Source organism: Bacillus sp. FSL K6-6540 (assembly GCF_038007545.1).
This window is the reverse complement of record NZ_JBBOXH010000001.1, coordinates 3,127,763-3,148,001: the sequence shown is the minus strand read 5'-3', so window position 1 is coordinate 3,148,001 and position 20,239 is coordinate 3,127,763. Positions and strand designations below refer to the sequence as shown.

Annotated in this window: 15 protein-coding genes; 1 reads left to right on the top strand and 14 read right to left on the bottom strand. The window is 48.9% G+C overall.

Translation table 11 applies throughout. The features are described 5' to 3' along the window. Positions 1-19 precede the first annotated feature (19 nt). The 5 genes from MHH82_RS14080 to MHH82_RS14060 all read right to left on the bottom strand — a co-directional run bounded on the left by MHH82_RS14080 (position 20) and on the right by MHH82_RS14060 (position 6,844). Entirely contained in the window at positions 20-847 is an 828-nt protein-coding gene (locus tag MHH82_RS14080) for a carbohydrate ABC transporter permease (RefSeq protein ID WP_015734994.1), read from the bottom strand. Between the two features lie 13 nt (positions 848-860). Next, positions 861-1,763, bottom strand: coding sequence for a carbohydrate ABC transporter permease (locus MHH82_RS14075; protein WP_015734993.1), 903 nt, complete (start codon positions 1,761-1,763; stop codon positions 861-863). Positions 1,764-1,836: 73 nt separating this feature from the next. Next, positions 1,837-3,207: an ABC transporter substrate-binding protein gene (locus tag MHH82_RS14070; RefSeq protein ID WP_015734992.1), complete on the bottom strand. Its 1,371-nt coding sequence runs from the start codon at positions 3,205-3,207 to the stop codon at positions 1,837-1,839. Between the two features lie 185 nt (positions 3,208-3,392). Beyond that, positions 3,393-5,039 carry a response regulator gene (locus MHH82_RS14065; RefSeq protein ID WP_251495182.1) on the bottom strand — a complete coding sequence of 549 codons (1,647 nt, stop codon included), beginning with the start codon at positions 5,037-5,039 and terminating at the stop codon, positions 3,393-3,395. Then, positions 5,036-6,844, bottom strand: a complete 1,809-nt coding sequence (locus tag MHH82_RS14060; protein ID WP_015734990.1) for a sensor histidine kinase — start codon at positions 6,842-6,844, stop codon at positions 5,036-5,038. The genes MHH82_RS14065 and MHH82_RS14060 overlap by 4 nt, the downstream gene beginning before the upstream one ends. Positions 6,845-7,109: 265 nt before the next feature. Between MHH82_RS14060 and MHH82_RS14055 the strand changes: the two genes are divergently transcribed. Next, complete coding sequence (locus MHH82_RS14055; RefSeq protein WP_340966283.1) at positions 7,110-7,595, top strand: hypothetical protein; 486 nt, start codon at positions 7,110-7,112, stop codon at positions 7,593-7,595. A gap of 110 nt (positions 7,596-7,705) precedes the next feature. On the opposite strand, the gene MHH82_RS14050 is transcribed toward MHH82_RS14055, so the two are convergent. The 9 genes from MHH82_RS14050 to MHH82_RS14010 form a co-directional block, all read right to left on the bottom strand. Further along, positions 7,706-8,155: a DUF1569 domain-containing protein gene (locus tag MHH82_RS14050; protein ID WP_340966281.1), complete on the bottom strand. Its 450-nt coding sequence runs from the start codon at positions 8,153-8,155 to the stop codon at positions 7,706-7,708. 96 nt (positions 8,156-8,251) lie between these two features. Next, positions 8,252-8,602 carry a DUF4181 domain-containing protein gene (locus tag MHH82_RS14045; protein ID WP_015734987.1) on the bottom strand — a complete coding sequence of 117 codons (351 nt, stop codon included), beginning with the start codon at positions 8,600-8,602 and terminating at the stop codon, positions 8,252-8,254. 734 nt (positions 8,603-9,336) lie between these two features. Continuing rightward, positions 9,337-9,987: an RNA ligase family protein gene (locus tag MHH82_RS14040; RefSeq protein WP_340966279.1), complete on the bottom strand. Its 651-nt coding sequence runs from the start codon at positions 9,985-9,987 to the stop codon at positions 9,337-9,339. 15 nt (positions 9,988-10,002) lie between these two features. Beyond that, on the bottom strand, positions 10,003-10,968 hold the full coding sequence (locus MHH82_RS14035) for an AAA family ATPase (protein WP_145036053.1): 966 nt from the start codon (positions 10,966-10,968) through the stop codon (positions 10,003-10,005). 261 nt (positions 10,969-11,229) lie between these two features. Beyond that, on the bottom strand, positions 11,230-12,357 hold the full coding sequence (locus MHH82_RS14030; RefSeq protein ID WP_145036772.1) for a GntR family transcriptional regulator: 1,128 nt from the start codon (positions 12,355-12,357) through the stop codon (positions 11,230-11,232). Between the two features lie 119 nt (positions 12,358-12,476). Further along, the gene (locus tag MHH82_RS14025; RefSeq protein WP_340966273.1) at positions 12,477-14,069 is read right to left on the bottom strand and encodes an ABC transporter substrate-binding protein; all 1,593 of its coding nucleotides are present in this window, start codon (positions 14,067-14,069) and stop codon (positions 12,477-12,479) included. A 65-nt stretch (positions 14,070-14,134) separates the two neighbouring features. Beyond that, on the bottom strand, positions 14,135-15,031 hold the full coding sequence (locus MHH82_RS14020) for a carbohydrate ABC transporter permease (protein WP_096775595.1): 897 nt from the start codon (positions 15,029-15,031) through the stop codon (positions 14,135-14,137). Positions 15,032-15,068: 37 nt separating this feature from the next. Further along, positions 15,069-16,028 carry an ABC transporter permease gene (locus tag MHH82_RS14015; RefSeq protein ID WP_015734981.1) on the bottom strand — a complete coding sequence of 320 codons (960 nt, stop codon included), beginning with the start codon at positions 16,026-16,028 and terminating at the stop codon, positions 15,069-15,071. 428 nt (positions 16,029-16,456) lie between these two features. Continuing rightward, complete coding sequence (locus tag MHH82_RS14010; protein WP_340966269.1) at positions 16,457-19,696, bottom strand: hypothetical protein; 3,240 nt, start codon at positions 19,694-19,696, stop codon at positions 16,457-16,459. Between the last annotated feature and the right edge of the window lie 543 nt (positions 19,697-20,239).

Here is a 20,239-nt window from a genome sequence, read left to right as displayed (position 1 = left end):
CTGTTATGGTAAGTTGCCGCTAACCCTTTAAAGAGCCGGCGGTCATTTGCATAAAAGATTTGTTGGCAAAAATATAAGCGATAAGAATCGGGAGTATGGAAAGGCAAGCTCCGGCCATCATGAAGTGAGTCTGGGAAGCGGCAGCAACACCGTACTTCAGATTGGCAAGGCCCACGGTCAACGTCTGCAGCTCCGGTTTGCTGAGCGTAAACACAAACGGGAGCAGATACTCATTCCATGCCCCGCGAAAAGCAAACAGAGCACACACGCCAAGCCCGGGCGTCAGCAAGGGAATGATGATTCGCCAGAACGTTCTGCCCGGCGAGCAACCGTCGATGCGCGCGGCTTCATCCAACTCTCTGGGGATCCCGTTCATAAAGCTGAGCAGGATGAAGAATGCTGAAGCATGGGCGCTGATTAATATCAGGATTACGCCCCACAGCGAGTTATGAAGATGAAGGCGAATCATGAGGTCGAATTGAGGACGCAGCACCACGGCGCCGATGGCGACAAACATCGTAAATGCCTGGAGACCGACGTATAGCTTTTTACCGATAAAGTCCATCCGATTCACGACGTAAGCCGCCATGGAAGCCACCAATAACGTTCCGATGGTCGCGGCTCCGGCAACGAACAGGCTGTTCAGCGTGTACGTTGAGAAATTCGCTTGCTCCCAAGCTTCGATATAGTTGGAGAACTGCCAATCAGCCGGCAGAAATGTGGCTCCCGCCGTAAGTTCGGCATTGGTTTTGAAGGAACCGAGCAAGGTAATCACGACGGGAAACAGCGTTAAAAATGCGACGACGATCAGAAACGCCCACAGTATAGTATTCCATGCGATTCTCATGAACGTTTCCCCCTTATTCGTTATGACTCATGCGTTTCGAGCCATAGAAGTACAGTATCGTAATGACGCCGACAATCACGGCCGTAACAAAAGCTACCGCGCTGCCATAGCCGAACTCCTGGATTTGCGTGGATGCCGTGGAGCCTGCCGGAGGGAAGAACAATTTATATACGTATAGGAACATGACATTGGTTTTTCCGATCGGACCGCCATCGGTCATGACCATGATGCTCTCATAACCTTTTAGGGCATTGATAATGGCCAACATGATGATCATTTGCATCACGGGTCCAAGCATAGGGATGGTAATGTATCGGAATTGCTGAAATTTGCTTGCCCCGTCCAATGCAGAGCTCTCATAAACATCCTCGGGAATGTTTTGGAGCCCCGCCAGAAAGAGTAGCATGTAATTGCCAATCGCCCCCCATACGGCCACGAGAATGACGGTCAGCATGGCATAATCCACGCCCAGCCAATCGATGGCATTTCCGATGATTTGATATTTCAGCAGAAACTGATTGAGAATGCCATTATAGGAGTTAAAGATCGTAAAAAATACGACCGCCATTACGGCGGTGCTTATGATCGTCGGCATAAAGAAAATCGCTCTGAGCAAATTTCTGCCTTTGATCCTCCAGTTCAGAATAACGGCCAAGATCAGGGCAAGCGGTATCGAGAGCAGGAGTTTGCCTCCGGCGTATATGAACGTGTTGGCTACGGATTCCCAGAACTGATGATCCTTCACGACACGTTCGAAATTGGCCAATCCTACGAATCGTTCGGCGCCAAATCCTTTATAATCGTAAAACATATACCTCATCGCCCACATGATCGGGTAAATGCCAAGAACCATGGTCAGAATAAAGCTCGGCAACAGAAAGCTGTATGAAAAAGCAACACTCTTCGCTTTATTCATATCCTCTCAACTCCTTGCGGTCTCTTTAGAATTTAAGAAAGGATGGGGCATGCCCCATCCCCTGTGACACTTTCTATTTAGCGTATTGTCCGGCAAGATCCAGCGGATTAAAATCTGCCATCGGCTCCGCCTTCACTTCCCCGCTCGCAATGGCAGCATCCAAGGCGGCATTATAGCGGGTATTCAAATCGTCGATGATGGAATCCAGATCGCCTCCGCTGAGGATGTATTTGAAGAAGGCGTCGTCCGACTTCATTCCTTGTACCGGCACGGTCGGATAGACCGGCCAAACACCGTCGTATTGATTAGGCAGGAACCCGTCGATCCCTTTCACTTCAGGCTTCGCGGCAACAGCGCTAACCGAAGGAACCATCGATATGCCGAATCCCTTCTCTTGGTACTGTTGGAGGATCGACTCATCGTACATGTACGTTAGGAACTTCCATGCGGCTTCCTTGTGCTCCGACTCCGAGCTAATGGCCAGCCACTGACCGCCAAGGAAACCGGAAGCGCCATTGAATTGACCGTCTATGGAAGGAACGGGTGCCGCAGCCCATTCGATTTTGGCCGGGAATTGGGATTGGTAGACTCCCGCCTCAGCAGAAAAAGATAAGTACATGCCGATTTTTCCCTCAGCGAATTGAGCACGCAATGGATCGATATCAAGCGATTCGACACCCGGCAGCATGCTTCCGTCGTCCTTGATTTGCTTGAACGCCTCCATGATCGGCTTAAAGCCGCTAAAGTCATATCGGGCCGTCTTAAAATCATAGCCAAAGCCTCCGAAACCGCTTACCTCTGCGATGACGCGCGCAGAACGCCCTAACGCACTGGAAGGATTTTTGAAATTCTGGGCGAATCCATAGGCTCCGCTTGCCTTTCCTGCCTCCGTTATTTTCTTGGCGGTTTCGACCAGCTCATCCAAAGTGGTTGGCGGCTGCTCAATGCCAGCTTTGGCAAAAAGCTCTTTATTGTAAATCAGTCGCATGGTCGTGCCGTAGTTCGGCAGACTGTAGCGTTTTCCCTCAAAGCTGTTCAGATCCTCCATCAATGGAAACTTTTCCTTCATTTCATCCGTCAGAAACTCGTCGATCGGTGCAAGAAACCCTTTTTTATAGAAGGTCTGGATGGTGTTCTCTTTCACGCGGATGATATCCGGTGGCTCTGAAGTCTGGAAGGACATATCCAGTGCTTGATCGAAATCGTCACCTTTGATGACCAGTTCCACCTCGATGTTATCCTTGTTCGTCTTGTTGAATGTATCGATGGTCTCTTTGACAAACTCGGAATCATGGCGATCTCCGGTCCAATAGGTGATTTTTGTCTTGTCATTGGATCCGGCTTCCGCCCCTTGATCTGTGGACGTCGAGCTGCCGCAAGCTGCCAGACTTCCAGAAAGCATCAGGCATATCGCGGACATGAAGAATCTCTTGCTTATTTTCATCCGTGTTACCTCCCTTTTTATCTACGGAACCTCTTTCTTTCTCTCTCATTATAAAGGGCCCCTCTCACTCGCATAATGCGGGTAACCACACATCGAGGGCAGGTTTCCCCATGAATCCGTTCTTCACAAAACAAGCCTTGCATCCAGAATTACGGGAAACAAGGCTGTATTCTATAGGATGATCCTCAATCCAAATCCATAGGAGTGCTGAGCTTCCCCGTACTATACAGCTTGAACTCGGACGGGGTCATGTTAGTATGCTTCTTGAAGATTTCGCTAAAATAACGGCGATGCTCGTATCCAAGCTTCTGTGCGATCTCCTGTACCTGATAATCATCGATCAGCATTTCTTTGGCTTTTTCCATTCGCTGATGGATCACGAATTGTTGGAAGGAGATATTCAGCACTTTTTTGAACAGATTCGAGAAATACCCTGGACTGATATTAAACTGCTTCGCACATGTATCCAACGATAAGTTCGTATGTAGATGCGCACATATATAATCCTTTGCCTGATAGATTAATTTGGTTGATTCGTCCGAGCGCTCCTGCTCGACCCAAGAGCAAGCTTCAAGGCATATCCCTTTTACCGTATCCCGCATGATCTGGAATGAACCATGGCCGGAACTCTTCACCGTGTTCCATTGTCCTTCAAGCCTCTTCACCCGCTCGTGAGGGAACAGCTCCGACATGACTCTGCAGATCTTGGATGACAGCTCATAACATAAGTTTTCAACATGCTGCGGCTTGGGCAGCGGGTCACGCTGCAGCAAGTCATTAAATATCTGCTCCAGAATCAGCCGGCATTTTTCCCTGTGCCCGGATCGTAAGGCAAACAGAAATTCTTGTTCCGTCGAAGCCGTATAATTCAAGAGGGTCTTTTCTTCGGCAGAAGTTCCGGAATAACTGCTTACACCATTGCCGTCTGTATAAAAATGATAATCCAGCGCATTCAAAGCCTGCTGATAGGAATCGGGCAGCTCATCGATTGAATGAACGCACATGCCGATCCCGATGGAAATAGTCGAATGCGTAAATTGAAAAATGTTTTGCCGGCAAGCCTCCGATATTTGCTCCGCCATCCCCATATCCTCGCAATTGATCAGGCAGATCAAGCGGTTCAATGCCTCGCTGAAGACGACGCCATGGGTAACCCCTCCAATTGTTTCCTCCAAAATATTGCGCAAACTGAACCTGATTAGCTCCACTTCACGTGCTGGCTGCTCCTTATATTTGTCCATGAAACGGTCCACTTCCACGATAAAGAGATTGAATCGCCGTGGCTCAAGCTTGATGCCAAGTGCTTGCCATTGCTGATATGCCGCTTCCGGATTCGTACGGTGATGGATCAGCAATGACAAGTATTCCTGCTGCAGGACCGGCAAGCTTTTGATCATGTTCTGCTTGAGTTCCAAGACCTTGCTTTGCTCCTGCAATACTTCCAGGTACGCAGCCTTTGCCTTCAAAACGACCTGGATGATTTCGTCAATCGAGAACGGTTTCTTCACAAAATCAAAGGCTCCCAAGCGGATGGCCTGTCTCGTGAACGAGAAATCGGTGTATGCGCTGAGAATGACAATCTTCGTGTAAGGAGAACTTTCGAGAATTTCCTGCGTCATGGCCAACCCATCCTTCTTCGGCATCCGGATGTCCGTTAGGACAATATCGGGTTTCGTCTCTTTCACAAGGCGGATGCCTTCCTCGCCATCCAGTGCCGTGCCAACGACTTCGATATGATGATCCTTCCAAGGCGGCTTCCGTGCGATCATGTCGACCACGCTTCGAATATCATCAATGATGCATAACTTAATCACGGGTAATCCATTCGTCATGATTCAACGTCCCCTTCTCTAATCGGCATCCATATTTCCGTTCTTGATCCTTTGCCGGGAAGACTGGTCAGCTTGATTCCGGCATCTTCACCATAAAAGAGACTAAGCCGGTTCACGATATTATTCAAGGCATAACCCTTCTTGGAGACCGGCGGCTCCAGCATCCCCTTCATGACGTTATCCGCATCCATGCCGATTCCGTTATCCTCAATGATCAGATATAACAGCTGGCCCTGCCTGCAAACGTGCAAGTGGATTTGACCTCCTGAGCCGATGTCCCTAAACCCGTGCTGAATACTGTTTTCCACGATCGGCTGCAATAGAATTTTGGGCATCAGGCAAGTTAACAACGAATCGTCGGTCACGGTAACTTCAAACTCAAACAGCCCCTCATAACATTTTTGCTGCAGGAGACAATACTGCTCCACATGCAGAAGCTCATCCTCCAGCGTGTTCCAGTCCTTGCCTCCGCTCAGCCCTAACTGGAACATCTGGGACAAGGACAAAATCATCTCATTGACCTCATCGTTCTCGCCAAGCACCGATTTGCAGTAGATCGTATTCAGGGTGTTGTATAAAAAATGCGGCTCCATCTGCGCGGTTAAAGCCCGCATCTCCGCCTTACGTTTCCCGGATTCACTCAGCCTTACATCATCGATGAGCCGATTGATTTCGTCCAGCATGCGGTTAAATTGATAACCCACCTGCGCAACTTCGTCGGTAGACCGGCTGGCAAAACGGACGTTCAATCGGTTGTCCTCAACCTCCCGCATGAGCCGCTGCAGTTTATATAACGGGTTAAGCAGGATTGCCGTTAATTTGGTGGACAGCAACCAGGTAAGGACCAGAAAGAACAGCATGATATAAAAGGTGGTTCGCTTGACTCCGTTCATTTGCTCCAGCAGCTTATCCTTCTGCTGAATGCCGAACAGACTCCAGTCTTTGACCACGGCGGATCGGGTGTAGTTCACCAGGTAATCGGTTTCGTCAAAATGATGAAAAAAAGAACCTTGGTTACCTTCCGATACTTTGTACAAGAATGGTTTATCTTTCATGAGATTATGGCTGGACGACCAGGCGGTCCGAATGACTTCCTCGCCTTTCGAATCAATGACAAAATAATCGCTGTCATCATTCGAAGAATGCTGGTTGACCATGCCGATCAACCCGCTCTCGTTCACGTTCACCACGATGAATACGTTGGTGTTGGAAACGTTCTCCTGCGTTCCCTTGGTAACAAAGGAAAGCGTTCGGCTGTTCCCGGTAAAAAATTTGTCGGTGTGCCCCTTAACCCAGATCCCCCCATAATTCTCCTTCACGTCGTAATACATGCTGGATTCATAAAAGGACTGGGTCTGGGAACGACGCTGCGATACTGGATAAAAATCCCCGATCGGGGTAGCAATGAGTATGCTTTCGATCAGTGGCTCGTTAAAGGTAACCTGTGAAAACACATACTGAAGCTCGGACAAATGCACGTAATAATTCGAGATGTCGTTGCTCTGCACATCCAGCATCATTTCCTTAAAGGCGTAGCTGAACATTAGGGAACGAACCGAATTGGAGATCCCGGCCAATTTGTCGTCCAGAATCTGAGTCGTTTTGTTCACGGTCTCTTGTCTGGATTCGAAAGCGTTCTTCTGAAGCTCTTTGGAGGCGATCCAATAGGTTGTCATGCCTACCGCTCCAATTGCAAGCGTTATCATAATGATGAAGGATAAGCGAACTCTTTGTTTAAACGTGATCCCGTAAACCCACTTGCTGAACTTTCCGGTAAAATGCTCGTGTCTTTGTCGTTTAATCAATACTCGATCAACCTCTCCTGAAATGACAAGAAGTCCTGCCATGTCGTAACTAATCTGTTGCGGTCATTTTACAATAAAATATCATTTTCGCAATAGGAGATTCCATATCCCGCCCCTGCACATTCTACTTTTATCGTTCCATTCGCCAGATAAGGTAAGGGAAAGTTATGCTAACTTATTGGTGCGATGATTGGTTTATGCTACCATTTAGTAAGGCAAATCTGACATTCTATAATAATCGAATACAATAGACAAGGAGAATCACATGCCGGGAACGATCACATTAATCCGTTATAACGGAACCGAAAAACACGCTTTGGCCGAATCCAAAGCCTATGCAACCCGCAGCCAAGTCAACGGAAAGCCGCAAATCATGCTGTGGTTTGAAACGGAAACCGAGACCGAACCGCTTCAGGATTTCCCGGATTCGGATGAGCTACTAAGCAATCCGGACGCGGAACTTACGATTTACCTGGATACGCTAAAACTGAATGAGTTTGCACCACTGGAATTTGCGCTTGCCCGGGGCTACAACGAGAACTCCAGAAGCCTGGATGCAAGACTCTATTATTTTGAGCACCAGGAGGTAAATGATAACCGGGGACGCATTGAGTATAGGGGACATGGCGTATTTAACGTATACTGGACTGGAACGACGTTGGACGTCAATTATTATGATGGCAGTAAGCCGGATACCCGACTGGAATTGGAAGGCGAGTTTACGATGGAGAAATACGTGGAATGGTTATAAAGAAGAATACATAATCTGCAGCAAGACCCTTCAACCTCGTAGAGCCAACCATCGTAGTCATGGCTCTACGGAGTTACATCCGTATCCACATTGCATAGGTTTCTTAAGCCTTAAACGCCAAACTGTTTCAAGTGATGGTCCAGATGCTTGTATAATCCCCTTCCCCATTGCTCCGAGGTCAGTTTACCGAAGAATGGATGAGGATGCGTGGTACATTTCTCAGGTCCGTTCTTTTGGAATGCTATCAATTTTTCTTTCAATTGTTCTCTTTCCGTTTCAAATTCTCTTGGATCCGCAATCAAAATATCCGGAATAGTCGACATATTTCGAGGTAACGGTTTTTCATTATAAAACACGGGCTTCGCGAAATTCCCTACCAACCTACCTAGCCAGCCTCTTGGCGGGTTTGTGATGCCGATGGCGATGTCTTGGAACGCGGAGCAGTGAGACAGCATTTGGGCAGCATCCATTTTTCCCCATAACGGTTGTGATTGAGGGCTTAATGCGTCGATTCGGTTTAATATTTGGGTCATATCGAAATGATTGAACATATTATTCATGATTGCCTCTCCCTATAATGAAATCCATGTCTAAACACCTGATTATATGATAGCTGACCCATCTACGGGACATTTCTTTTGGATTGCTTTTTTGTTTTAATATTTCAATAAGAGAATGAATATCATCCAACCTGTGAAGAAAAGTGAAACTGCAGCCAATAGGATTGAAACTTGATGGCGCCTGGTTTCGCGTATGTATTTCCACTCCATATATCCGCGAAAGCAGAAGATTAGGGATAATAAGAATGGCCATATGGGATAAGGTCTGCTTCTATCCATCGTCCATACAAGAATGAGTATCGGAATTAATAAAGCCCATGAGCCCAGAAGATACCATTTATACACCGGTGTGTCACGCATCTCTTCTTCGCCTACATCAATGATCTTCCTTAGGACCCATTGTCCAACTATAATAACAAGGACTATAAATGAGTATAATCCCTCCATTTACCATCCTCCTTTAGGTGGAATAAAATGCAAGTGCTTTCTACAACCATCTCATAAAAAAACCTTTAGAAACCTTCACATGTCTTTCGCTGGCCCAAATCTCCAGCTGCCTGATTCCCTCCACCTGATCCTCCGTGAACGTAAAACATAACTTTAGAGGTACGATTGCACGCCCTTTCGGCTTGATTCCGATCACCGGTTTCCTGTCCTGGTTGATCAGTAAACATGCCACGGAATCTGCGTTCATTTCTTTTCCGTTTATTATGATCCCGTCTTGATGCATTTTCATCACGCCTGGTTTCATCAGGCAGGTTCTGTAGAAGGAGATGATGAATACGGTGGAACAAAAAACTAACCACACTATACAGGCATAATAAAAGAAATCCCTTTCTCCCTGTTCCAACATGATATTTCCAAGAAGAATAACGATTAAGAGCAGCATGGAAACCATTAATCTAATGCCAGACGGTGCCGAAACGCTAAACATCCTGTTATTGTTCATATAATCTCCTATCATCGAATAAGGTTGATTCTGTATTCACTTAAAGTATATGCTCATTATACCTGCACTCACAAAATATGGTAACCTGATTTGCAATATTGCAATAATTCCAATAAAAAAAGCCCCCATTTTAGCGGCAGCTCATATCAGTGCTATGTATCCACATCATTTTATTAAAAAGCATTTAGAAATTACATGATCAACACCTCATATTCTAAAAACAATAAAATACTTACTTACCGTTCAAATCTCCTGCAGCCAAATGATTCGCTTCCACCGGTTTGCTCAGCCAATGCTCGTCGGTTTGAACATGATTCTTGCGGACATACTTGGCAGCGCTATGCTTAAAATCGTCATATGCAAATGCGGAAGCAAGCCTAACCACATAACCTTCCTGTTCACCGCCGCAGCAAGATCGCTTCGTATAACAAGCCTTGGCAGCCTCCTCGTCCCAGATTCCCCGGTACAACACAGGAACCGTAACCAGCCCCAGACGTTCCGCCCATTCCTCCGTCTCATCCCATGACAGGCACTCATTCAACTCATTCCACAGGGAGAACAGCATGAAGTAGGACGGCAGCGCCGAATACGAAAGCGAATGTTTGGCATAGACGTTTTCCCCGCAGAGACGATATCCCTCCGGAATCAAATACTTGATGCCCCCATGCAGCGTCTTGACATAATGACGGGAAGGATGATCCTTGCTGTCCAGGGATCTGGCGTGAATGAAATCGGGGTACATGGTGGTGTTCTCCCCATCCATTTTCTCGGTAATGACGACCTCCTGCCCCTTAAAATGGTCGGTATTCCGCAAAATCTTATCGTCGTCGGTATAACCTCTGGACCAGGGCAGATGCATCGTTCTGGGGTATTTCATTTTCATCGTTGTTCACCTCTCTTACTTGCCGAACGTATCGGCCTCTGCGAAGAAATACAGCTGAGCCAGCAAATCCTCGCCTAACAAATGATAAATCTTGGATGCGCCGGCATCGCCTCCATGCAATATTTCCATATGGAAGCTGACAAGTTGGACGACATGAAGCACAAATTCATCCTCATACCCAAGGTCTTTTAAGGCATGACATGCCATGATGGCCGATACATGCTCATGTCCATAATAGGAATAGTATCTTCGAGCCTGCTTCCATACTTTGCAAAACGGCTTGCCCGCGTCATGGAACAGAGCCGCTAATTGCATAGCCAGCAGATGATCGCCTTCACCTTCATAGCAATTTTGGATGTATTCCAGCACGGCAAACGTATGCTCCGACAACGTTCTCGAATGGAACGGATTCTCTTGATCAAATCCCAGCATCGTTTGAAAATAGGGGGATTGCGATAAGTAACCGAACAACTCATCGTGATCCGGCCTGCGCGTTAGCAGCTGTTCCAAATCCTCTCTTGCCAGCTGAGTTTCACCAGCCTCATGAACGAGATGCAGATCGACAAACCCTTCCCCCATGACCGGAAATTCAAGATTCTTGGCATACTTGGTCATGATCTTCTCATCAAGCCGGCGTTTTCGTCTCTTAACTCTATCCAGGGCCACTTCATAAGGAGTCGTGCAGATATGGCACTCCACCCGTCGATCGCCATACCGTTTCAGAAATTTCAGTCTTCGTTCCCGGCTGACATTCGTTGCGTCGAATACGACGTTTCGATCCGACTTCAGCGCATCTTCGATTTCGGCGAAAGCCTCGTCAAATACCATATACGTATTTTTCTGTTTGGATTCGCTGCCAAACAATCTTTCGCGTATCGCGTCCGTCGCAACCAGCACGGCCCGCTCGCTTTTGCACAATTGTTTGGCATAATAGCTTTTTCCGCTGCCGGGTATCCCGACCAGCATATGAATCGTACTCATGAAATTCACCTCCTTTCGCGACTAGCTTAGCATGGTGTCAGTGTCATGGTTTACCTGTTCGGAGGGGCTGAGCGTTATATTCTTTCGAATCATTCTCTTTGATGGACATCGCCAATCGAATTTCATCCCTCCAAATAATGTACCACGCTTGCGCCTTGTACGAGTAAGCAAAGAATATGTATATTCAACTTTTACATACCGAACAAAAAGCCGATTGCCCGCAGAAAATGCATCCGCAGACAATCGGCCTTTATGTCGTATCTACTTGCCCGATCTCTCTTTCGGAGCAGGAGCGGTCGTATCCCGCTCCACCAGCTTAACAGGGATCAGCGCCCTGCCCGGTGTCGGTTTCCCTCTCTCCAGCCAGTTTACGACATGCTCGGCCGCTTGGCGGCCGATCTCGTAAAAGTTCTGCTCGACGGTAGTGAGAGGGATCATCACATGCTCCGTGACCGGATTATTATCAAAGCCAATGATCGAGATATCGTCCGGAATGCGGATCCCCCTCTCCAAACAGAGGTTTAGCAGGTTGGCGGCGATCAGATCATTTTCCGTCTGAACGGCCGTCACCCCCTCCGTCTTGTACGAGTCCAGCAGCTCGTTATAAAATTGCTCCACGCCGACCTTCTCCCGGTAACCCTTCATGTTCAGCCTGATATAACGACTGTCAAGGGGAAGCCCATGGTCCTTTAGCGCTTGGCAGTATCCGAAATACCGGTCGCGCACCGACGAAGTGGATTCAATGCTGACCGCGGTCAGAAACGCAATCTTTCGGTGTCCAAGCTCTATCAATCGGGATACGGCTTGATAAGAGCCGCTCCAATTATCCGAAACGACCGCCCCGAGCGGGAGGCTGTCAAAATATTTATCGATGGTCACGATCGGATAATCTTCAAGGCACAGCCGATGCAGGATATCGTAGTTCGTATGATCGTTCCGCGGGTACAATATAATGGCTGCAATGCCCTTTCGGGTCAGCATCTCCAGGAGATCGCGCTCCTTCTGGGAGTCATAATCGCTCTGATGAATGCTTAAATAGTAGCCGTTCGCGTTCAGCCAGTCCGAAGCGCCGCGAATATACCCCATCGTGCCGCGGTCGTCTTCGGAAGGCAGGATCAGCGATATCATTTTTTCCGTTCCAACCGATCGCTGCTCCTGCCCCCGCTGCCGGGGTTTGACAAAGCTGCCGCTTCCTTTGACGCGGTAGATGAACCCGTCCCGCTCCAGCTCCTCGAGCGCTCTTCTTGTTGTAATGCGGCTCACGCCGAAGGCCGTACTCAGCTCGGCCTCGGTAGGAAGCTGGGCCTCGGAAGGGTACAGGCCGGATGAAATTTTCGATTTTAGCTCGTCCATCATCACGCGGTACAGCGGTTTATTGTCTTTGGTCAACTTGGTTCTCATCCCATCTTTATCTATTTTCCGGTTTGATCTAGTCCAACTAAAATTATAGCGTTTGCATCATTGGCATGTAAACCGCCCCGATCGATCATGCCTGCGTCCCGTCATGGTTACTTCACGTTCGTATAGCGTTCATACTGCGCTCTTTTGATTTCCAGGTAACGCTGGGCCCCCATTTTGTCCAAGGTCTTAACGTAGTTATCCCAACCCGTGTCCAGACTCGCTTTACCCGTAACAAATTTGACCCGCATCTCCTCCATGTATTTATTGATGTCGGTCAGAATCGCGCTGGTTTGGTTGGCTTCGTCATCCGTGGGAACAAAATCCGGCCAAAGCTCTTTGGGCGCCAGCTCATCCAGCTCGGCAGGATCCGCTTTGATCTCGTCAGCGACCGTCGTCCCGCGAGCCGCCATCCGCAAATCGTCGTCAGGCTCAACATAAGGATAATAAGCGCCATACACATTATCAACATATTGGAAGGCACCCAGCTGCACGCCACCCTTGTAGTTCAATATTTCGTCCTTGTATTTCGGTTTGCCGTCCACCAGTTCGTAAGTTTCTCCTTCCAATCCAAAGGTAGCGAAGTTAATCCCTTCTTCACCGTAGAAATAATCGATCCACTTGATGGTTTCGACCGGATACTTGTTTTTGTTGGTAATCACGAAACCGAAGATCCCTTTGGCCGGCGGTCCCAGCACCCCCGCGACTCTATCGCCGTTCGGACCTTCCAGGGCATGGATGCCCACATAATTTTCGGCCGCTTCCTTTCCGATATATCCCGGCCCTTCCCATACAAACGAGCCGATCAAATTGTTGGAGCCGTCCGTAGACCATTTGGCATAATCGTAGCCGGTCGTGAAATTCTGCTGAGCCAACGAGCCGTCCTTGTACAGATCGCTCATATAACGCAAGAGCTCCCTGTATTTCGGATCGTTGAACGTCGTCTTGACTTGTCCGTCAGCGTCCTTATAGAGATATTGTCCGAAAGCCTTGGCGCCGCCTTCGCCCATGCCGAAGCTGCCGGCCAGAAAGCTCTCCAGGAAGGTCCAGTACTGCGATTCAAGCACCCAGCCGAGGCGGGAACTGTCCTTCTCCCGAACCTTCATGAGCGCTTGGCGGAACTCCTCGGTCGTCTTGGGCACTTCAAGCCCCGCTTCATCCAGCCAATCCTGATTAATATACAGGCGAACGGAATTGAACGCTTTCGAAAAATCAACGTATGGAAGAGCGTATATATGTCCGTCCGACATCGTAATCGCTCCTCTGATATCCGGGTTGTCCTTGAGCAGCTTATTTAAATTCGGCGCATGCTGTTCAATCAAGTCCTCGAGCGGAACAAACAAGCCCTGCTTGCCATATTTCATCAGCTCGTCGGTGCCGAAGGCAATACGGTAGAACGCATCGGGCAGGTCGTTGGAGCCGAGCATGACATTTTTCCTCTCGGTTACGGCGGAACCGGCCAGCTCCTCAAACTCAACCTCGATTCCGGACATCTCCTCGTATTTTTGCCACATCCATAATTGATCAGCTGGTGGATGCACATCGGTATATCCGCGTTTGACGATCCTTAGCTTGATGTTCCCGGTGTCTCCGTCCGTTCCGACTGGTTCCGGCTCCGCCTTTCCCCCTGATCCGCCGCAGGCGGAAAGCGTCAACGAGCATGTCAACATGAAAGCAAGCAGAAGATTCATTCCTTTTCTCATAAATCCATATCCCCTCTTTTCATGATTATGAGTTCCAAGCGGTAATTGACCGCTCCTATATCGGCTTACCCTTTGATAGCTCCCACCATGATGCCTTTCTCAAAGAATCGCGACAGCAGCGGATACAATAGCAAGAGCGGCAGGGCGGATAATACGACGATCGCATATTTCAGCCCTTCCTTAACCATCATCTGATCCGCGTATTCGGCGCCGACCGAAATTCCGGCCATTTCCTTGAAGTCGTTCTGCACCAGGATTTCTCTTAAAATCAGCTGCAGCGGGAATTTCTCCCGGTCTGTCAAATAAATCATAGCGTCAAAATACGAGTTCCAGTGGCCCACTCCATAGAACAGAATCATCACAGCAATGATCGGCATGGACAAAGGCAGCACGATTCGGAACAGCATATGGTAATCGTTGCAGCCGTCGACGTAGGCGCTCTCTTCCAGTTCCACCGGAATCCGAGTCTGAAAATAGGTTCTCATAATAATCATGTTGTAGGCGCTGATCGCTCCGGGCAGCACCAATGCCCACATCGTATTCAGTAATCCAAGCTCCTTGTTCACCAAGTACAGCGGGATCAATCCGCCGCTGAAAAACATCGTAAAAGCAAAAAGCAGCGTGAATAGTCCCTTGCCATAAAAGCGCTTTCTGGATAACGGGTACGCACCGAATACCGTCATCATGATATTGATCGCGGTACCCACGAGAGCGTAAAGCAGCGTATTGGCATACCCGCTCCATATTTCGCTGTTCTCGAATACTTTGGCATAGCTGTCCAGGTTGAAGCCTGCCGGAAAGAGCAGCAGCGGCTTGTCCCATATTTGGCGCGGATCGGAGAATGACGCAAACAAAACAAAAATGAGCGGGTACAAAATGACGATGGTCACGAGAATCGCCAGCACTAATATTATGATATCGGCCAGTTTTTCTCCTGGCGTTCGTTTAATGTTCAGCAGCACTTCTTAGGTTCCCTCCCTATTCCTGCATCGACGGCCTTTACCACAAGCTGGTCTCCCCCGCCTTGCGTGCAACCGCATTAACGATGATCAGGATGATAAAATTGATCACATTGTTGAACAGGCCGACTGCCGCCGAAAAGCTGTACTGAGTGTTAAGCAGTCCGCTCTTGTACATGTAAGTGGAGATTACCTCGGAGGTTTCCAGGTTCATCGCATTTTGCATCAACAGGATTTTCTCGAAGCCGACACTCATGATGCCGCCTGCACTCAAGATAGACAGGATGACGATCGTCGGGACGATGCCGGGAATCGTAATATGCCAAATTCGGCGAAATTTGCTGGCGCCATCCATATATGCCGCCTCGTACAGGTCCGGCGAGATGCCCGAGATGGCTGCGCTGTAGATGAGTGAAGACCAGCCAACTCCCTGCCATACGCCCGACCAGACATAGAGATGCCAGAATTTAGACGGCTCTGCCAAATAATCGACCGGTTCCTTCCCCAAGGAGACTAGGATGGAGTTAAAGACGCCATTCGTAGGCGAGATGAAAAAAAACAGGATACCGACTGCAACGACGACCGAAATAAAGTGAGGAGCATAAGAAATGCTTTGAGCGAATGAGCGGAATTTGCGATTCCGAATCTCGTTGAACAATAGCGCCAGCAGGATCGGTGCGGGAATGCCGACCAGCAGTCCGTATAAACTGATCCCGATCGTATTTTTCAGAATCGTCCAAAAATAATAGGCGTCAAACAGCCGCTCGAAATGTTCGAACCCGACCCATGGGCTGTTCCAGATGCCAAGCCCGGGCATAAAATCCTTGAAAGCGATTTGTACGCCGTACATCGGCCAATAATGCCAGATCAAAAAGTAAAGCACTGCCGGGGAAATGATGATATACAGCCCGATATTTCGCTTTAGCTGCCTCTTAACATGCGTCCACCGGGTGGGTTTGGGAGCGGGCTGTGGGGATGCCGAGTTTAATCGGGCGTCCATGCTTAATCATGACCTCCTTTATCTAATCGAATGGCGTGTAGCAGAAGTCTGAGCTGTGCGAGATCATCAGCAATATCTGCTTGGTACAGTAATATGACACCTCCCTTCTATTCACTTGTACTAACATTTGTTATGTAATTCATAATTTGTTATAACACATTTTAGTGAGGTTTTAATTTCCAGTCAATATGACATCGAATAATTGCTACTTTAGTTGTATAAACGCGGAATTGTTATGACAAATTTCGACGGTTGCAGCCTTATTAACATCGTCCTGCGTGCCGTAGGTTGTCGAACAATCCCACAAGGGAGGGCCGGTATCATTCCGAAAAAAAGAAACAGCCGCGTGGTTTACGCGGCTGTTTCTATTAAATAAACGAGCGTTTAGAAACGCATGGTCGATATTCATTACCTTGCCTTAAGTCCGCTTATAGATATGCTGCCAGCTTTGCAAGCACATCCGCATGTTCATCCGTCAATTTATTGCCGGATTGTGCCCTGACCTGATTGGTAAAAGCGTTCAGCTTGCCTTGCTTAGCGGAGTCGTTGCCCCGATCCTCCGCCTCTTTGGCGCCTTGCAGCTTCGTAGACAGCGATTGTGCGATTCCCTGATCGCTTCCTGCGAAACGCTCTACCAGCCCGATCAAGCTGTCATAGGTCACGGCTACCTCAAAACGAAAGACGGATTCCGTTTTATTTCCGGCCAGATCGACTGCCGTTACGGATATTTCATGGGAGCCCGGTTCAAAGGAATAGGCAGGACGTTCGAGCAGCGGAAGAGAACAAGGATTGTCAGCTAACCCTGACAGACTGTCGACGGCACTGCACGAAACGTATACGGAGTCGGTTACCGTGTACGTTCGCTCACCGGTGAATTCAACGACTGGAGCCGTCTTGTCGATTTGCACGTTCAGCGTTCCAGGTGCCTCAGATACGCCTGAGAAGTTGGTGGCGGAATAGGTAACCGTCGTGACGCCTTCCTCAGTGATTTGAAGCTGAGCCGTACTCCCTTTTACCGTGGTCTTCTCTATCGGCTGCGCGCCTTCCGCAGCATATGCAATAGAGTACGCGCGGTCGGAAGAGATGGACAAGGACACATCGGTATTCACCCAGCCGTTCTCGTTGGGAGAAGGCGATAGGCTAACCGTCGTGACGGGAGGAACGCTGTCTTTTACGGTTACAAAGAAATCGTCATAATAGGCTGTTGCCACATTGTATCTGGAAGTTACCGCAATCAGTTTCGCATAAGCTGCATTAGCCGGAGCCTTCCCTCTGAGCGTCACTTTCTGCCACTGGGCCAATCGCGATTCATCCAAATGGGTTTCCAGTGTGGAAATCGTGGCGTTATTGCTGTCAAAGAATCGGAACATAAAGCCCGGCTGGCCCGATTCAATATAGAGATTCATGCCTGCCGTATATTCCTCTCCCGGGATGACGGGAATCGCATCACTTTGGACGGCAACGGATGCCGTTCTCAGCGTGTCCGTAATCTTCAGGCTGTGCGTTCCCGTGAAACTGCGTTCCGTGCTGAGATCATAGCGATAACCGTTGCCTGGAGCGAATAATTGACTCCATCCCTTCATTTCCTCTTCGAAACCAGGATTGGTGACGGGAACAGCCGTATGCGGCGGTTCTTCCACGACTTCTCCGTCAACTTCCATCCGATACAGAATCGTATTGGTCTGCATGTCCGTGAAATAGAGATTCCCGTCGGCATGTAAATCGAATCTGGAGGTGTCGGCCAATGTCCGATGCTCCAGCGTTTCAGGGTCGATGACCGTCAATTTGTTGTTGAACAGCACGTAAAGCAGACCATCCTCCGACCAGCGGAGCGGGTGATGCGCCCATTGGCTGAAATTCAAGCTTGGATACACTTTTTTGCTCTTCACGACTTCATACGTATCGGGGTCGATCGCAAAAATATACTCATAGGATGCTCCCCAGATCAAACCGTCCGGACCGGCCGAAAGATCTCCGATGAATATCGGTTTATCCAGTCCCGGAACCCGGAGCGGAAACTCGGTGATTTTTTGTTGCGTCTCTTCATCCCAAACAAAAATCTTCGCTTCCGCTTCCGTCGGCTCGGAGCCCAGTCCGCCCCGAATCGTGGTGGAACCGAACACCTTGCCGTCATGAACCGTCGTACTGAGCACGCTCTGATTCTGGACGACGTTGCGATGAACGTTGATTTCTCCGGTGGCGGTATCATAAACGGTCAACGAGCCGCCCAAAGTGCCGTAACCGGAAATCGTCGAAATGTAGAGCTTGCCTTTGGAACTGGAGATATCAACCAGCCTCTCCTGATCGTTGCCCAGAACGGCCAGTCTCTTCGGATTGTTCATTCCAGGCTCTGTCGATAAATCGAACTCGTACAGTCCGCCTTCCGGGTACACGCCCATATAGACTTTATTGCCTACGGCATGAACGCTATCCGCTTGGCCGATGCTGAACGGCGTTGCGGTGTTATTGGTCAGATCGACGAGCGAGGAACGGGCCTGCGAGCCGGTGGTGATCAATTGAGTGTCCGATACGCTTTTCAACCGGTTGACAACGCCGGGCAGACCCGGGATGACCGGCGGCATCAGGTGCACCTGCTTGGTTTCGATGTTCATGATCGTAACACCGCCGTCATAACGGACGGTCACCAGATTTTTGCCCGGGTATTCCGGATTATTGGGAAATTCCACCCAATCTACTCCCCGAAATCCGCTGTTGTACTCCATGCCGGTCAACTCGACCTCATGCGTGGCAAGATTAAACGTTTTCAACTTCTTGTCGGACATGTAATACAGTTTTCCGTCAAGCGAGTCCGTTGCGTGAAGCCCCGTTACGTTCTCCAGCACAACATCCAGCCAGCTTTCCGTCTGTGTATCGTAGATAAACGCCTCTCCAGGAATGCCGCTTCCGTCCGTATATCGGGCAAACAAATAACGGTTATCAATCGTGCTCAGGTCATACACGGTGTCTTCTTTAACCGGCAGGGAAGCCGCGATATTTGTTTTCTCACCGGTCGCTAAATTCACGCGTACGATCTGCTTATGCGCGGTACCGGCATATATATTGCCGCCCTGGTAAGCGATGGAGCGCACATACTCCTGGTCAAGCGACCCGATGACTCGGCCATAATCTTTGGTTTGCTTCGTAGCCGGATCGTACTGGTACACTTTGCCGCCGGGATAGGTTCCGACATACACGCGGCCCTGTTCATCCGTGGTGATGCTGTTCGGAACCGACTGGCCATCGAACTGTGCAACTTGCACAGGGACATGAGTAACCGGTGAGTAACTCCACAGCCTCGCTCCGCCGCCGTCGGCCGCAAGGAACAAGGTACCGTCCGGTGCCGTGGTATGTGCCCAGGAGCTTTCGGAGGGGCCGATCGGAATGCTGCGAAGCAGTTTATAATCCTCCAGATCGATCACGTTAAGATGCCCCGGCTTTCCTTTACTGGTCGCATAAAGAACGTTGCGGCCTTCTTCCTTCCCTGCCGTACCGTTGAACACGGCAACCGTATAGTTGTTAGGAACGAGAATTTCCTCCGGTGTTCCGTATGTTTTTTGAGCAAGCCTGCTCTCCCCGGAAGCAGCGGCGAGACCGCCGCCCGAACAAACCAATAACAGACACAATGCCAGCATAAATACCTGGTACTTGCCGCTTTTTGCAAATCTCATAAATGACCTCCTTAGATTTCGGTGTTGACTATCCCGTAAGACCGCTCTAATAGCTATGAACGAATCCGGCAGGCATTCAGCCTCTGTTTTTTAGTAAACTGAACCTCCTTTGGTCATGATTAGACGCAACCCGCTCTGGTGGAATATGGAAGACTAGCGGAACCGTCTGGCCGTATATTAGGCAAATACCGGGATGGTGTCAATCCATAACGATCATGCCATATTCCTCTTGTCCCTTTATTCGACAATGTGGATATTTCAAAAGAAGCAGAAGCATCACAGCAGAAAAGTTGTTATTTCTAGCGGTTAACCAAGCTCGATTCTGTCACAAAGTTAAGGCCAAACGACAAAAAAGCCGCATCATAAGCGGCCCCGCATAAACAGCAAGGGACCGTCATACGGATGGTATCTTTCTCAATTTTATCAAGCTCTTTATGAAATTCTACAATTGGGATCATAGCGAAATGGCTGAGAAACCGATGATATCTCAAATCCGGGAATAGAAAAATAAAAGACTGCCCTTCAGCAGTCCTTCCTGTCTTT

Bases quoted from the DNA above. Each gene is read 5' to 3' on its own strand.
- MHH82_RS14080 (WP_015734994.1), bottom strand. From the start codon at position 847: ATGAGAATCGCATGGAATACTATACTGTGGGCGTTTCTGATCGTCGTC.
- MHH82_RS14075 (WP_015734993.1), bottom strand. From the start codon at position 1,763: ATGAATAAAGCGAAGAGTGTTGCTTTTTCATACAGCTTTCTGTTGCCG.
- MHH82_RS14070 (WP_015734992.1), bottom strand. From the start codon at position 3,207: ATGAAAATAAGCAAGAGATTCTTCATGTCCGCGATATGCCTGATGCTT.
- MHH82_RS14065 (WP_251495182.1), bottom strand. From the start codon at position 5,039: ATGACGAATGGATTACCCGTGATTAAGTTATGCATCATTGATGATATT.
- MHH82_RS14055 (WP_340966283.1), top strand. From the start codon at position 7,110: ATGCCGGGAACGATCACATTAATCCGTTATAACGGAACCGAAAAACAC.
- MHH82_RS14050 (WP_340966281.1), bottom strand. From the start codon at position 8,155: ATGAATAATATGTTCAATCATTTCGATATGACCCAAATATTAAACCGA.
- MHH82_RS14045 (WP_015734987.1), bottom strand. From the start codon at position 8,602: ATGGAGGGATTATACTCATTTATAGTCCTTGTTATTATAGTTGGACAA.
- MHH82_RS14040 (WP_340966279.1), bottom strand. From the start codon at position 9,987: ATGAAAATGAAATACCCCAGAACGATGCATCTGCCCTGGTCCAGAGGT.
- MHH82_RS14035 (WP_145036053.1), bottom strand. From the start codon at position 10,968: ATGAGTACGATTCATATGCTGGTCGGGATACCCGGCAGCGGAAAAAGC.
- MHH82_RS14025 (WP_340966273.1), bottom strand. From the start codon at position 14,069: ATGAGAAAAGGAATGAATCTTCTGCTTGCTTTCATGTTGACATGCTCG.
- MHH82_RS14015 (WP_015734981.1), bottom strand. From the start codon at position 16,028: ATGGACGCCCGATTAAACTCGGCATCCCCACAGCCCGCTCCCAAACCC.
- MHH82_RS14010 (WP_340966269.1), bottom strand. From the start codon at position 19,696: ATGAGATTTGCAAAAAGCGGCAAGTACCAGGTATTTATGCTGGCATTG.